The organism is Bacillus sp. GB_SG_008 (assembly GCF_052038115.1).
Classification (GTDB): domain Bacteria; phylum Bacillota; class Bacilli; order Bacillales; family Bacillaceae_G; genus Bacillus_A; species Bacillus_A rhizoplanae.
The window spans coordinates 96,740-111,527 of sequence record NZ_JBPZSK010000002.1 but is presented as its reverse complement, the minus strand read 5'-3'; the positions used below and the strand labels follow the sequence as shown (position 1 = coordinate 111,527).

The following is a 14,788-nucleotide window of genomic DNA, read 5'->3' as shown; positions in this document are numbered from 1 at the left end:
CGCCTTTGTAAATTTTTTCTACCGGCATTGTATTTTTGATTGCTCAGTTTCATAATTGAAGCAAAGTGAAACTTTCATCAGTCGGGATTTTTTCATCTCCCACCTATCTTCTTCGCTTCTCTCCGAACCTTAAGGTGAGATGCGGGATAAAATGAACCATAAGGAGAATTTGTTATGAAACAACCACTTATTTTTGCGCATCGCGGTGTGAGAAGTACGCACCCAGAAAATACAATGATTGCTTTTCAAGAGGCTGAGCGTGTTGGTGCGCATGGCATTGAGCTTGATGTACATATCTCCAAAGATGGAGAAGTTGTTGTCATTCACGATGAAACTGTGGACCGAACTACAAATGGAGCAGGACTTGTATATGAACAAACTGTCCAGCAATTGCAAGCACTCGATGCTGGCAGTTATAAAGATCCTTCTTTCCATGAAGCAAAAATCCCAACGCTCCGTGAAGTGCTTATTTGGCTTTCTACAACAACAATGCAATTAAATATTGAATTAAAAACGGATGTTATTCGTTATCCCCGTATAGAAGAAAAAGTCGTCGATCTTGTTCGCGAATTTCATCTATCTAATCAAATTGTATTTTCTTCGTTTAATCATGAATCCGTTTCCCTGCTTGCAGCTTTAGCGCCAGAGATCCCTCGCGCGATTTTATACGATGAACCACTCGTGGATCCAATTGCTGAAGCAAAGAAAAGACAGGCAAATGGTCTTCATCCAAATTTTGAATTACTCACAAAAGAGTTTGTACAAATGGCTCAGCAGCAAGGATACATATTCCGCCCTTATACAATCAATGAATACAAAGACTTACAAAGGATGATAGATTACGGCGTCGATGTAATCATTACCGACTGGCCAACACGTGCTTTTGAGCTTCTTTCTTAATAAGAAGCTCTTTTTTAGTTTAAAAACAGCCAAAACCCTCAATACTAATAAAAGTATGCTATGAGGGGTGACAAAAAATGGAACTTACAGCAAATGAAAAACAAGCAAAATATATGCGCTTTTTCCTCACTGCACTGTTATCATGTGTTATTTTCTTTGTTTCTACTATTTTCATTATCTTACTTGTTGCAAAAATTGCCGGTCCACCACCTATTGCAGTTCCGCAAACAACTATCTTTTATGCAAATGATGACTCTGTTATGGGGCAAAGTCACGGAGCGCAGGAACGCTATAATGTGTCACTCGACCATATTTCACCTTACGTGAGAGAAGCAACGCTTTCTATTGAAGATCAGCGCTTTTATAAACATCATGGTTTTGATGTAAAGCGCATCGGCGGGGCAGTAATTGCTGACATTAAAGCGAGGGCAAAAGTACAAGGCGCAAGTACAATTACGCAGCAATACGCCCGAAATTTATATTTGGACCACGATAAAACATGGAAACGAAAACTGTTAGAAGCGATGTACACCATCCGACTTGAAGTTAATTACAATAAAAATAATATTTTACAAGGTTATTTAAATACGATTTACTACGGGCATGGTGCTTATGGCATTGAAGCAGCAGCTCGTCTCTACTTTAATAAAAATGCGAAAGATTTAAATTTAGCAGAAGCAAGTATGCTAGCAGGCATTCCAAAAGGCCCAAGTTTGTATTCTCCCTACTCACATGAAAATCGGGCCAAAGAAAGACAAGCTCTCATTTTAGATGAAATGGTAGAACAGGGGTATATCACGAAGAAAGAAGCAACAGCGGCCAAAAAAGAACAACTCACCTTGGCCCCTCTTGAAAAAGAAGAAGTAGCAGAAATGGCACCTTATTTTCAGGATGTTGTACGAACTTCCCTCATCAATGATGCTGGTCTCGATGAACAAACAGTAGGACGCGGTGGCCTGCGTGTATATACAACGCTAGATCCAAAGCTACAAACAATTGCGGAAAGTACAGTAAAAGAAACCATCCCAAGTACAACAGAAATAGAAACGGCTATTGTATCCATGAATCCAAAAACAGGCGAAGTAATGTCACTTGTTGGCGGACGCGATTATAAGAAGAGTCAATTCAACCGAGCAACGCAAGCGTACCGGCAGCCAGGTTCAACATTTAAACCCTTTTTATATTACGCCGCTCTTGAGCAAGGCTTTACACCAGTAACTCGCTTAAAAAGTGAGCATACTGTATTCACATTAGGCGATGGTGTTTCCAAATATAACCCAGCGAATTATAAAGGCTATTATGCAGATGACTTTATAACGATGATGCAAGCACTTTCTGTTTCTGATAATGTGTACGCTGTGAAAACACATCTTTTCTTAGGTGAAGAGTCACTTGTAAAAACGGCGAAGCAATTTGGGATTACAAGCGCATTAAAAGATGTTCCATCGCTTGCACTTGGAACATCTCCTGTAAAACCGCTTGAAATGGTGAATGCTTACAGTATGCTTGCTAACGGCGGCAAGCAAGTGAAACCGACATTTATTCGGCGCGTTGTCGATCATGATGGAAACATTTTGTATGATGCTCATTTAGAAAACAAACAAATTCTTGATGAGAATAATGCCTTTGTGATGGAAGAAATGATGACGGGCATGTTTAATAAAAAATTAAGCAGCTACGCCTCTGTCACTGGACAAAACCTTATTCCAAAGTTATCCCGCACATACGCTGGAAAATCAGGTTCAACCGAGACAGATAGCTGGATGATTGGCTTTACACCACAGCTCGTGACAGGTATTTGGGTCGGCTACGATAAACAAAAAACAATCTCTAACCCAGCTGAGCAATCTTATGCGAAAAATATGTGGGCAACCATTATGGAGCAAGGTTTAGAGGAAAGCCCGAAAAAAGATTTTAAAAAGCCGGCCAATGTTGTCGCATTAAACATTAACCCTGAAAATGGGAAAATCGCAACGAAAGGTTGTCCTACTTCTGTAAAAATGTATTTTGTAAAAGGTACTGAGCCAACAGAATATTGTATGGATCATATTGATGAAAAAGATGAATTTGAGGCGGTGCTAAAAGAGAAAACGAAAGGTAAAGAAAGCTGGTGGAAAAAGTATTTCCCTTGGTAACGGAAACTTATAAAATGAAACCACTCAAAGATTACATTACAAAAAGGGCGCAGTGATTCTTCTGCTCCCTTTTCTTTCTTAAACAGCGCAAAATAAGTACTATCCCCTATTCATCCTTATCATTTACGATAGCTAACACTTGATGATCTTCCCATCTTCCATTTATCTTTACATTTTTCTTTGCAATTCCCTCTTTATGAAACCCTGATTTCTCTAAAACTTTTATCGATCCGATATTATGTGGCATAACTCCTGCTTCTAATCGATGGAGTTTCAGCTCATTAAACGCATACGATACAACAAGACGAACAGCCTCTGTCATATATCCTTTTCCATTATGATTTTGATCTAGATAATATCCAATATAGCAACTTTGTAAGGGGCCACGCAGCACCTCTGTCAGTGTAATATTCCCAATTAATTCTTCTGTTTCGATTACGTAAATACCAAATGAATATAGCTCATCAAGATCTTTCTTTTCCTTGTTCTTCCTAATTCGATCCAGTTGACCTTCTAACGTATAAAAATCACACTCTCTTAACGGTGTATATGTTTGAAAAAAATCGCGGTTTTTCAATTCCAAATCTAACAATTTTTCTGCATCATTATCTTCAAGAATCTTTACTAAAATACGACTTCCCTTTAATTCCAAGATGTGTCCTCCTCCTCGTACCCTTTATAAAAATTTTCATATAAAATATGTTTTCTAACAAAACCTTTTATTTCCTGCATATAAGGTGACACTGCCCGCAAATAGCAGGATAAAATACCGGTACCAACATTTCGCCTATTTCAGAACAAACAAAAAATCCCTTTCAACACGAAAGGGATTTCCTATTACTCTCCTAACAATTCGCTACGTAATTTCTCACTAGAAAGATTCCATAGCTCTTCATTATGTTCTTTTAAGAACGTACCAAGTACTTTTTTAGAAGGTTCATCCATATGATCAACCATGATGTAACGCTTTAATGATTTGTCCATTTTATTTACATGCTCAGGTAATGATTTATAGCCGCGGCGAATTTCACGGTCTATTGTCATTTCGCATGCAGTTACACCAGCATAATATGCGCCGTTTGCAGTGCGCTCAATTGTCACCCAAACGAGCCAATATGGTTGTGCATTTGGTACTTCTTCTTTATTAGTTAAAAATTTAATTCCTTTTTCAGCAGCACTGCGTGCATGCATCGCACCAATATCAACAACTGCCGTTCCTTCTGTTACATCAATAATAACAGGAGAAATATTTTCTAGACTTAATGCGCCGACTCCAAAACCGCCATGTCCATCTGTGGAGTCATTTTTAATAATATTAAAACCGATTTGTTTCTTTTTCTCTGCCATAAGAAAGCCTCCCCTTCTCTTCTAATACAATCCAAATAGTGGTCCAATTATACTATGCAGCATACCTAAAACGTGCGGAATAACGACTTGGAAAATTGGCTGAATCGTATATCGATCTAACGGTGTAATCACAAGAATTAATAAAAAGATTGAACCGTATTTTTCATATTGCGTCATTTTCGCACGTACATTTGTCGGTGCTAAATCTTCCACAACACGGTAACCATCTAATGGCGGGATTGGTAACAAATTAAAAATAAATAAAACTATATTAATCCCGATAAAAATTTGAAAGAACTGAAATAGTGTTTCTCCTACTGCTATTGGGACTGCATCAATAATTCCAAATTTCAACAAGCTATACCAAGCAATAAGCCCAAGGGCTCCTAATAATAAGTTACTAATTGGTCCAGCAATTGAAACAAGAATACCAGCAAGACGTGGTCTTTTAAAATTATAAGGATTGACTGGTACTGGACGTGCCCAACCAAATCCGATTAATAATACAGCAATAAGCCCGATTATATCTAAGTGTGCCAGTGGAGATAATGTTAAACGGCCTTGTCTTTTTGCTGTATCATCTCCAAATTTATACGCAACATAAGCATGTGCAAATTCATGTACTGACAAAGCTATTACAACAGCCATTGCCAATAACGGTAATTGGTACAGCGGATATGCAAAAAAGTGTTCCATACTTCCTCTCCCTCTTCATTATGTTAAAAAAGAAAAAAATTTCTTTTTCTGATTGTTCTCTTCAAGAATCCGTTATAATAGTACTGTAATATACATAAAAGGAGCGATACATATGCCATACGTAACAGTAAAAATGCTAGAAGGACGCACAGAAGAACAAAAGAAAGCTCTTGCTGAGAAAGTAACTGCAGCAGTAAGCGAAACAACTGGTGCTCCTGAAGAAAACATCGTTGTTTTCATTGAAGAAATGTCTAAAAATCATTACGCAGTTGGCGGCAAACGCTTAAGCGACCAAGAATAATATTTGATACAGGAGAAGGAGCCCTGCTGCTTCTCCTACTCTTTTCCTTCTAATAGACGAATAATCTTTTCTTTTACTTTTCCTTTTCGTCCGTCTTCATACAGTAAATCATGCGGATAGAACAATTTTTGATCAGTTCTCTTTTTACCTGTAATTGCCTCAACAATATCCGACTCACGAGATAATTCACGGAGCTCTCCATTCGGCATAAGGAGTAAAATTGGCAGACGTTCTTCCTCTTCACCTGCACGGTAAAAGTCATACGGCAGATCTGATGTGGAATCTACTACTAAATAATATTCTGGATCAAGCCCAATTTTCTTAAATAAACTATTTAATTCTACCCAATTGTTTAGCCCGTGCTTTTCTGTGAAATCTACACATTTGAACAAGTTACGGTTCATAAAACGGCGACATAAATCACTTAAAATGGCATCCTCTTCGTCTTGCCATACTTGGAAGTAATAATACATCACATTCTCGTCTAACTTTAAATAATCCTCTACCGTTACTTCTCCTTCAAATAAAGAGTAGAAATGAACCGGATGATATTTAAATGTATAGTATTGTTCATGCAATGCTTTCGCCCTGTGCAAAATTTTCGTTAAAATTACTTCCGCACTGCGCGTTACTGGGTGAAAATACACTTGCCAGTACATTTGATATCGGCTCATAATATAATGCTCTACAGCATGCATACCGCTATATTTAATCACAACTTGATTATTAAATGGACGCATTACCCGTAAAATCCGCTCCATATCAAAGTTTCCATATTTCACACCTGTAAAGTACGCATCTCGTAATAAATAGTCCATACGATCCGCATCAATTTGGCTAGAAATCATACTAATTGCTAATTTATTATGAGATGTTTTTGCAATGACGTCTGCTACCTTTTGCGGAAACTCACGATCAACACGGCTTAATACATCGTGAATTTCTGTGTCGCCTACAATAATTTCTTGTGTAAACTTTTCATGGTTTAGTTTAAATACTTTTTCAAATGAATGCGAAAAAGGACCATGTCCTACATCATGCAGGAGTGCTGCACATAAGCACAACAAACGATCTTCAGCATTCCAATCTGGTCTTCCATCAAACACATCGTCAATCATACGGCGGATAATTTCATAGACACCTAATGAATGAGTAAAGCGACTATGCTCCGCACCGTGAAATGTAAAAAATGTCGTCCCTAGCTGCTTAATGCGGCGCAGACGTTGAAACTCTTTCGTCCCGATTAAATCCCAAATCACGCGATCGCGCACATGCACATACTTATGCACTGGGTCTTTAAACACTTTCGTTTCATCTAATTTGTCACTTACATATGCCATTAAAATTCACCGCCCTCCATTATACGTTCTTACTCCTATTATAAACGAAAGGCGAAACAGAAAGAAATGAAAGACTGTATATTACTGTATAAAAAGCAAATCACCTTCAAAAAACGAAGGTGATTTTCTCTATCATCATTATTTTTCTAAAATAAAATTAGATAGCTCATCTAATAACATCTCTTTACCAAGCGGGAAGTATCCTTTATTGAGATCTTCATTTTTAATCATATACACATGATTGTTTTTCACAGCGTTCATGTTTTTCCAAATTGTTTCTTCTTGGAATTCTTTTAGACGCTGCGTGCCGTCACCTGTTGTAAATACAAATAAATAGTCCGGATTATAATCAATTAATGCTTCTTTTTGCAATTGTACTAACGGCTTATCTGTTGGTGTGCCATTAACTGCTGGCAATTTTAAATCTTTAAATAGAACACTACCGTAACCGTAATCACCGTAAACACGGAATGCATTCGGATATGCAGCCATTACCATGAATTTCGCATCGCCAGTTTTTGCAACGATTTCATCATGTAATTGGCTTGCTTTTTCATCATATTTCTTCAGCCATGCAGCTGCTTCTTTTTCTTTACCGAAGATTTCACCTACTTCTTCAAACTTTGGACGCCACTGATCTAATGGGGTACTTAACATAACTGTTGGTGCAATTTTAGATAATTGATCATAGATTTTTTCTTGACGATTGTTCACCAAAATTACATCTGGTTTTGCAGCAGCTACTGCTTCGATGTTAATTTTATCGCCCCAAGCAGAACCAACTGGCTTCACACCTTTTAATTGATTTGCAATATGTGCGTCAATTTTCTCTTCGGTCGTATTTGCCGTAATAACAGGTTTCATGCCGAATATTAATAATTCTTCTGTTGACCCGCTTAAATCAGCAATTCTCTTTGGATTTGCAGGAATTTTAATTTCCCCTTTAGCATGTTTGACAACGCGCTCTTCACTTTTTGCATCTGCTTTCTTTTCTTCTTTCTTATCAGAAGAACATGCAGCAAATAATACAGAAATAATAGCTAACACGAAAACTAATAGAGTAACTTTGAACTTCTTCATGATTCTCTCTCCTGACCTTATTATAATCTCACTCTAAATAGACAGCGCTACGAAACTCTTTCTTACAAAATGACCATCTACAAGAGTCTCTTCATAAAACCAACCATTTTTATGAAATTATGGAAACCTAACCTTCTCCCGTTCTAACGGGCAGTAAATCTCCGACTCTATCGTCAGCCATTTATTGCCCGCTAGAACCAAATTAAGCCTGCTTACGCACTTGTTTATCCCGCATTAACGGGCAGTAAGACCCCCACTGCTGAAAGTTTCACTTTATTGATTTCCATTAAATCGTAAGTAAGACAAATTGGTTTGCCATTGACAGGACACGAAACAATTTGTGCTTCAATTTCAAACACTTCGCGAAGCGTTTCAGATGTCATGACTTCATCAGGCGTTCCTTGTTTCATTAATTTTCCATCTTTTAACGCAATCATATGATTAGAAAAACGAGAAGCATGATTTAAATCATGAATAACCATCACAATCGTCCGGCCTTCTTCTTCATTTAACTTTCTTAATAAATTCAACACTTCAAGTTGATGCGCCATATCAAGATACGTTGTTGGCTCATCTAACACAAGCAAGTCTGTTCCTTGTGCGAGTGCCATCGCAATCCAAACACGTTGACGTTGCCCACCTGAGAGTGCCTCGGCTGGTCGATTTGCAAATTCCCTCATGCCAGTCACATCAAGCGCCCAGCGAATGTAGCGATAATCTTCTTCTGATAGCGTACCGAACCCTTTTTGATGCGGGAAACGTCCATATGAAACAAGTTCAAATACAGTAAGACCTGTTGGCACTTCTGCTGTCTGCGGCAAAATCGCCATTTTTTTCGCAATTTCTTTCGTCGCCTGTTTCTCAATTGCTTTCCCGTCCAAATAAACAGTGCCCCGTTTTGCCTTTAAAATGCGCGAAGTTGTTTTGAGCAGCGTAGATTTCCCACATCCATTTGGACCAATAATTGTTGTAATTTTCCCTTCAGGTATTTCAACAGATAACCCATCAATAATGAAATTTTCATTATATCCAACAGATATCGAATCAACTGATAAAGATGGCATATAGATCGTCTCCCTTATCTTGTTTTTACAAGTAAATAAATGAAATACGGCGCGCCTATCACTGAAATGACAAGACCGACCGGTATTTCTGATGTTGTAAGTAAACTGCGTGAAAGAAGATCAGAAAACAATAGCAATAATGTTCCAATTAACGCAGCAGTTGGTAACATTATTTGATGCTTTCCACCTACTAAGCGGCGCGCAAGATGGGGAGCCATTAATCCAATAAAACTAATTCCCCCTGCTACTGCAACGGAGGCACCAGCTAAACAAACAGCGATAAATAGTAACTTGCGGCGTTCTTTCTCAACATCCAAACCGAGACCTGTTGCCGCTGCATCTCCTAAATTCATTACATTTAAGACGTGTGCCTTCATAAAAGCAATCGGTAAGAAAATAAGCATCCACGGCAGAACGCTTAATACGAATTTCCAATCTGTTCCCCATAAACTTCCCGATAACCAAATCGTAGCAAAGCGGAAATCATTTGATGTCATTTTCATCGAGAATACTAGACTTACAGCTCCAAATCCGGCTGCTACGGCAATCCCGACAAGAATTAAACGAACCGGAGAAACTCCGTCCTTCCAAGCAAGCGCATAAATAATAACTGCCGCCAGTATTGCACCAACTAAAGCAAAAAACGGCAAAATAAATACAGATAAAAACGAAGACATCGTTACTTTTCCAAAGAAGAAATAAACAAAGACAACAACCGATAATCCAGCCCCGGCATTAATACCCATAATCCCTGGATCAGCAAGTGGGTTTCGAGATAGTCCTTGCATAATTGCACCTGAAACAGCCAAAGCTGATCCAACGAAAATTGCAATAATTATTCGTGGCATACGAAAATCAAATAAAATTGTTGCTTGATCTTCGGCTCCAAGTCCAACGAGTGTTTTTAATACTTCAACCGGTGACACTTTGAATGTACCTGTATATAAGCTAATGAAAAATACTGCACAAATTAAAATACTAATACTAGATAAAATTGAAATATTTTTTTTCGTTAAAATTCCTTGATTCACATTTTCCCTCTCCCTTCTTTACGTGCTAAGTAGAGGAAGAATGGTACTCCGACCATCGCTGTTACAGCACCAATTGGTGTTTCAAATGGCGGATTTATAATACGGGAAATTATGTCGGCACATTCAACAAGCAAGCCGCCTAAAACGGCAGCACACGGAATCACCCAGCGATAATCTGACCCAACAAGAAAGCGCGTTAAGTGTGGAATAACAAGGCCAACAAACCCAACAGATCCAGCCATTGAAACCGCAGAACCTGTTAAAATAAGGACAAGGATAGTTCCAATCAACTTAATGAGCTTCGTATTTTGTCCAAGTCCAATAGCAATTTCTTCACCAAAACTTAAAATCGTAATATATCTTGCTAGCATAATAGCAACAATAAGACAAACGAGACCAACTGGAAGTAGCATACGTAAACTTTCCCATTTTACACCAGCAACACCGCCTGCATGCCACATACTAACTTCTTGCGCTAGGTTAAAATATAGTGCAATCCCAGAGGAAATTGCGCCTAATAATGCACTAATCGCCGCTCCTGATAACGCTAACTTAATTGGCGTTAATCCACCCTGAGATGCTGCACCAATCCCATACACAATGCTCGCACCAAATGCTGCACCAATAAAGGAAGCAATTACGAACATGAAGTATGGCGAGTTTGGAAAGAACGCAAACATAATCGCAATTCCAAATACTGATCCGTCTGTAATCCCCATAAGTGACGGAGACGCAAGTGGGTTTCGCGTCATCCCCTGCATAATCGCACCAGATACTGCTAAAAATGCTCCAACAACTGCTCCTCCAATCGCTCTTGGAAGCCGCAATTCTTGAATAACATTATGGTATGTAATCGATTCATCAAACTGAAACACAGCTTGCCATACTGTTTTCAAACTAATATCGGCAGCACCAAACGATATAGAAGTTGCCATACTTAAAGCTAATAAAGCAGTCCCAACAATTAAAATCATTAAGGCAATAAGAGGCCGGCTTTTTATCTCTTTTACGTCTACCGATTCTTCTTCGTAAAACCTTCTCGTACTCACTTCCATCTACAACATCCTAACTCTTAATATACATAAATAATAATGAAATTCATTCTCATTATAGGGCAAAAAAAGAAAACCAAGAGCGATTCTTGATTTCGATAATGATTCTCAATATCATTCTACAAATTTACACTAAAATTTGTCAACCACTAATTTTGTTATACAAAACTTTTTTACGCCCTGAAAAACTTTAGTGTACAAAAAAAAGATACGATATCGCATCTTTTTACTTGTTTAACTTTGCTTCAATTTTTTTAATTAACTCATCTTCATTTGGTGCTGCAACTGGACGGTTATTTACAAATGCAAATGATTTCTTACGACCAGGACCGCAATACGATTGGCATCCGATTTGAATATCTGCACATTCATCTATTTTTTTTAAACGCGGTACTAACGTCTTAATATTCGTTGCCTGACAATCATCACACACACGAAATTCGTTTCCCATTTTATATAACACTTCCTCTATTTGAAACTTTTCTCAAGTACATATAACAATAAACACTAAATGGTATTTTACCTTTCTTTTTGATGTGATGCAAGTTTTCTTCCTGCCAGGTTTCATGTCAAACCAATCACATACTCTCGCTTTTTCGCACAGCAAATATAACCTGCAAACACACTTCCGCTCAAAATCTACCATAATTTTAAAAGCTTTGTATAAAAGGGGTTTATTTTGTCCATTCTAAAAATAAGATATTGATAAAAAGAAAGGGAGATGAATCTATGAAAGTAAGACAAGATGCTTGGACTGAAGAAGATGATTTACTTCTTGCTGAAACCGTTTTGCGCCACGTTCGCGAAGGAAGTACACAATTAAATGCCTTTGAAGAAGTTGGTGATAAATTAAATCGTACCTCAGCAGCTTGTGGATTTCGTTGGAATGCTGTGGTGCGCTATAGTTACGATCAAGCATTACAACTTGCGAAAAAGCATCGTAAAGATAAAATGCGTGCAAATGGCGGCGAACAGGCGAAAAAACGCCTTCTATATACACCGCCGATTTCATCTACTGTAACAACCGATGAAAATATAGCTATCGAAATTGAGCAACCTATTCAAACCGTTCAAAACGTTCAAACCGTTCAAACTGTTCAAACTGCCCAAGTAACGCCAACAACTTCTTCCATTGCTATGCACGACGTTATCCATTTTCTACAGTCACTCGGAACTTCTAATGTAAAAGTATCCGCGCTTGAAAGAGAGAATGAGAGATTGAAACAAGAAATTGCCGAGTATATGCGAAGAAATGCTGAATTAGAAACGAAAGTGGAAAAACTAGAACAGCAATCAACTACAGTTCAAGAAGATTACGAGACGCTGATGAAAATTATGAACCGCGCGCGTAAACTTGCATTAATGGACGACGAAGAGCGTACACAAACCTCGTTTCGCATGGATCGAAACGGAAATTTAGAAAAGATTGCGGAATGAGAAGGATGCTATGATAGCATCCTTTTTATTATGGTTTCATTCACCGTTTGAAATTCTTCCATCTTAGATTCTCTACGTACATCGGGATAACTCTCTTTTTTCGGATTTTCTTTTAACTCTAGTTTTTTCTAGCTTTTTCAATCCTTTCAGGTTCTTCTTCACAACCTTCCTCTCTACTCTCTCTTTTTTGCTATAATAAAGTGAAACTTCCATCAGTGGTGTTTTTCCCCCCACTGATGGGAAGCCCGCCCAATCGGGCTTTTACGGGCAGTTATCCCCCACCTATCTTCTTCGCTTTTCTCTGAATCTTGAGGTGGGGGTCTTACTGATAAATATTGTCATTTTATAGATAAGGGGTTATTTACATGAGCGATTCTCGTTCGATTCTATCTCAACCAGAGTGGCGCATTGTTGATCAATCAAGCTTAGGTCCGCAATTCCATGCGCTGCAGTCTTTCGCAATGGATGATACGTTATGTACAACAGTCGGAAACGGTACATCTGCTGCAACAATGCGCTCTTGGGTTCATCACAATACAATTGTTCTTGGCATTCAAGATACACGATTACCTTATTTAAAACAGGGAATTGAATTTTTAAAAAGTAAAGGTTTCAATGCCATTGTCCGCAATTCAGGCGGGCTCGCTGTTGTGTTAGATGAGGGTGTTCTGAACGTCTCTCTTCTATTCCAAGAAACAGAAAAAGGCATTGATATCGATCTTGGCTATGATACAATGTGGCATTTAATTAAAGAAATGCTAAAAGATTATGATGTCAATATTGAAGCAAAAGAAATCGTCGGCTCTTACTGTCCTGGCAGCTATGATTTAAGCATTGACGATAAAAAGTTTGCTGGTATTTCACAGCGCCGCATTCGTGGAGGCGTTGCTGTACAAATTTATTTATGTGCCACAAATAGCGGTTCAGAACGCGCTGCACTTGTTCGTGATTTTTATAACTTAGCTATTCAAGGAGAAGAAACAAAGTTTACCTATCCCGAAATCGTTCCAAGTACGATGGCTTCCTTATCAGAACTACTTGGTAAAGACATTACCGTACAAGATTTGATGATGCGACTTTTACAAACATTACAGCATTTCACACCGCAGTTAACACCGTCACAGCTTACAATAGACGAAGTACCATTATACGAACATCACTTACAGCGCATTATTGATCGAAACAATAAATCACTTGGATTAGAAAACTAAAAAGCCCCGCAAATGCGGGGCTTTTTTCATAATTATAGTGCTTGAGCTGCTGTAATTAGAGCTAACTTGTACACTTCTTCTTCGTTACAACCACGAGATAAATCATTTACTGGCATGTTTAAGCCTTGTAAGATTGGTCCCACTGCTTCGAAGTTACCTAAGCGTTGTGCAATTTTGTAGCCGATATTACCAGCTTCTAAGCTTGGGAATACGAATACGTTAGCATCACCTTTAATAACAGAGCCTGGTGCTTTCTTTTCTGCTACAGATGGTACGAATGCAGCGTCAAATTGGAACTCACCGTCTAATGTTAACTCAGGAGCCATTTCTTTCGCGATGCGAGTTGCTTCTACAACTTTCTCTGTTTCTGGAGATTTCGCAGAACCCTTTGTAGAGAAGCTTAACATTGCAACGCGTGGATCGATGCCGAATAATTCAGCTGTTTTTGCACTTTCAATACCAATTTCAGCTAAATCTTGGCTGTTTGGAGCAATGTTGATTGCACAGTCAGCGAATACATATTTCTCTTCTTCACGTACCATGATAAATACGCCAGAAGTTTTTGTAACGCCTGGTTTTGTTTTAATGATTTGAAGTGCTGGACGAACTGTATCAGCTGTAGAATGAGCTGCACCGCTTACTAAGCCTTGTGCTTTTCCCATGTATACAAGCATAGTACCGAAATAGTTTTCGTCTTTTAAGATTTCACGAGCAGCTTCTTCTGTTGCTTTACCTTTACGGCGTTCAACGAAAGATGCTACCATTGCATCCATTTCTTCGTATGTAGCTGGGTCATAAATATCAACACCTGCTAATGTTAAGTTCATGCTAGCAGCTTTCGCGCTAATTTCTTCTTTATTACCAACTAAGATTGGTTTTACTAATTCTTCTTTTGCTAAACGCTCTGCAGCGCCTAAAATTCTTTCATCAGTTCCTTCAGGAAGTACGATAGAAACGCCTTTCCCTTGAACTTTTTCTTTTACTGTTGTAAATAAATTGCTCACGAATAACCCTCCTACAAATTCAAATCCATATTTAAGAATACCGCTTTTTATCTATATTTTAAACTTATTGCTTCTAAAAAATAGGCAAAATAAAAATGATTATATTTTCTTAAAATTCCGCCATGAAATGTGACAATTTTGTGCTTCCAAGATTCCGATACATGCTTTTTCATCTATATATGATATAGTT

At 38.2% G+C, this 14,788-nt stretch carries 15 protein-coding genes; 5 read left to right on the top strand and 10 right to left on the bottom strand.

The features are described from left to right. Nucleotides 1-174: 174 nt before the first annotated feature. Both ACTDJC_RS05580 and ACTDJC_RS05575 read left to right on the top strand, forming a co-directional pair. The gene (locus ACTDJC_RS05580) at nucleotides 175-900 is read left to right on the top strand and encodes a glycerophosphodiester phosphodiesterase (protein WP_440602827.1); all 726 of its coding nucleotides are present in this window, start codon (nucleotides 175-177) and stop codon (nucleotides 898-900) included. A 77-nt stretch (nucleotides 901-977) separates the two neighbouring features. Continuing rightward, nucleotides 978-3,035 carry a transglycosylase domain-containing protein gene (locus ACTDJC_RS05575; protein ID WP_440602826.1) on the top strand — a complete coding sequence of 686 codons (2,058 nt, stop codon included), beginning with the start codon at nucleotides 978-980 and terminating at the stop codon, nucleotides 3,033-3,035. A 106-nt stretch (nucleotides 3,036-3,141) separates the two neighbouring features. On the opposite strand, the gene ACTDJC_RS05570 is transcribed toward ACTDJC_RS05575, so the two are convergent. From ACTDJC_RS05570 to ACTDJC_RS05560, 3 genes are all read right to left on the bottom strand, one after another. Beyond that, on the bottom strand, nucleotides 3,142-3,687 hold the full coding sequence (locus tag ACTDJC_RS05570; protein ID WP_440602825.1) for a GNAT family N-acetyltransferase: 546 nt from the start codon (nucleotides 3,685-3,687) through the stop codon (nucleotides 3,142-3,144). A 185-nt stretch (nucleotides 3,688-3,872) separates the two neighbouring features. Next, nucleotides 3,873-4,382, bottom strand: coding sequence for a YwhD family protein (locus ACTDJC_RS05565; RefSeq protein ID WP_440602824.1), 510 nt, complete (start codon nucleotides 4,380-4,382; stop codon nucleotides 3,873-3,875). Nucleotides 4,383-4,403: 21 nt separating this feature from the next. Next, complete coding sequence (locus ACTDJC_RS05560; protein ID WP_429709738.1) at nucleotides 4,404-5,078, bottom strand: site-2 protease family protein; 675 nt, start codon at nucleotides 5,076-5,078, stop codon at nucleotides 4,404-4,406. A 112-nt stretch (nucleotides 5,079-5,190) separates the two neighbouring features. Here ACTDJC_RS05560 and ACTDJC_RS05555 point away from each other — a divergent pair, with 112 nt between their 5' ends. After that, nucleotides 5,191-5,379: a 2-hydroxymuconate tautomerase gene (locus ACTDJC_RS05555; RefSeq protein ID WP_253630992.1), complete on the top strand. Its 189-nt coding sequence runs from the start codon at nucleotides 5,191-5,193 to the stop codon at nucleotides 5,377-5,379. Nucleotides 5,380-5,414: 35 nt separating this feature from the next. Here the strand turns inward: ACTDJC_RS05555 and ACTDJC_RS05550 are convergent, their stop codons facing one another. The 6 genes from ACTDJC_RS05550 to ACTDJC_RS05525 all read right to left on the bottom strand — a co-directional run bounded on the left by ACTDJC_RS05550 (nucleotide 5,415) and on the right by ACTDJC_RS05525 (nucleotide 11,397). Beyond that, on the bottom strand, nucleotides 5,415-6,719 hold the full coding sequence (locus ACTDJC_RS05550; RefSeq protein WP_440602823.1) for an HD domain-containing protein: 1,305 nt from the start codon (nucleotides 6,717-6,719) through the stop codon (nucleotides 5,415-5,417). A 138-nt stretch (nucleotides 6,720-6,857) separates the two neighbouring features. Next, complete coding sequence (locus ACTDJC_RS05545) at nucleotides 6,858-7,799, bottom strand: ABC transporter substrate-binding protein (protein WP_098310073.1); 942 nt, start codon at nucleotides 7,797-7,799, stop codon at nucleotides 6,858-6,860. A 224-nt stretch (nucleotides 7,800-8,023) separates the two neighbouring features. Next, nucleotides 8,024-8,863, bottom strand: coding sequence for an ABC transporter ATP-binding protein (locus ACTDJC_RS05540; RefSeq protein ID WP_440602822.1), 840 nt, complete (start codon nucleotides 8,861-8,863; stop codon nucleotides 8,024-8,026). A 14-nt stretch (nucleotides 8,864-8,877) separates the two neighbouring features. Next, nucleotides 8,878-9,894, bottom strand: a complete 1,017-nt coding sequence (locus tag ACTDJC_RS05535; protein ID WP_098310075.1) for a FecCD family ABC transporter permease — start codon at nucleotides 9,892-9,894, stop codon at nucleotides 8,878-8,880. Next, complete coding sequence (locus ACTDJC_RS05530; protein WP_098310076.1) at nucleotides 9,891-10,949, bottom strand: FecCD family ABC transporter permease; 1,059 nt, start codon at nucleotides 10,947-10,949, stop codon at nucleotides 9,891-9,893. The genes ACTDJC_RS05535 and ACTDJC_RS05530 overlap by 4 nt, the downstream gene beginning before the upstream one ends. 223 nt (nucleotides 10,950-11,172) lie before the next feature. After that, nucleotides 11,173-11,397 (bottom strand): DUF1450 domain-containing protein, encoded by a 225-nt coding sequence (locus ACTDJC_RS05525; protein WP_098310077.1) that lies wholly within the window; start codon nucleotides 11,395-11,397, stop codon nucleotides 11,173-11,175. Between the two features lie 278 nt (nucleotides 11,398-11,675). Here ACTDJC_RS05525 and ACTDJC_RS05520 point away from each other — a divergent pair, with 278 nt between their 5' ends. Together ACTDJC_RS05520 and ACTDJC_RS05515 are read left to right on the top strand one after the other, a co-directional pair. Continuing rightward, entirely contained in the window at nucleotides 11,676-12,383 is a 708-nt protein-coding gene (locus ACTDJC_RS05520; RefSeq protein ID WP_098310078.1) for an RsfA family transcriptional regulator, read from the top strand. Nucleotides 12,384-12,748: 365 nt separating this feature from the next. Next, entirely contained in the window at nucleotides 12,749-13,594 is an 846-nt protein-coding gene (locus ACTDJC_RS05515; RefSeq protein WP_440602821.1) for a lipoate--protein ligase family protein, read from the top strand. A 32-nt stretch (nucleotides 13,595-13,626) separates the two neighbouring features. On the opposite strand, the gene pta is transcribed toward ACTDJC_RS05515, so the two are convergent. Next, nucleotides 13,627-14,598 (bottom strand): phosphate acetyltransferase, encoded by a 972-nt coding sequence (gene pta / locus ACTDJC_RS05510; RefSeq protein WP_429717801.1) that lies wholly within the window; start codon nucleotides 14,596-14,598, stop codon nucleotides 13,627-13,629. Between the last annotated feature and the right edge of the window lie 190 nt (nucleotides 14,599-14,788).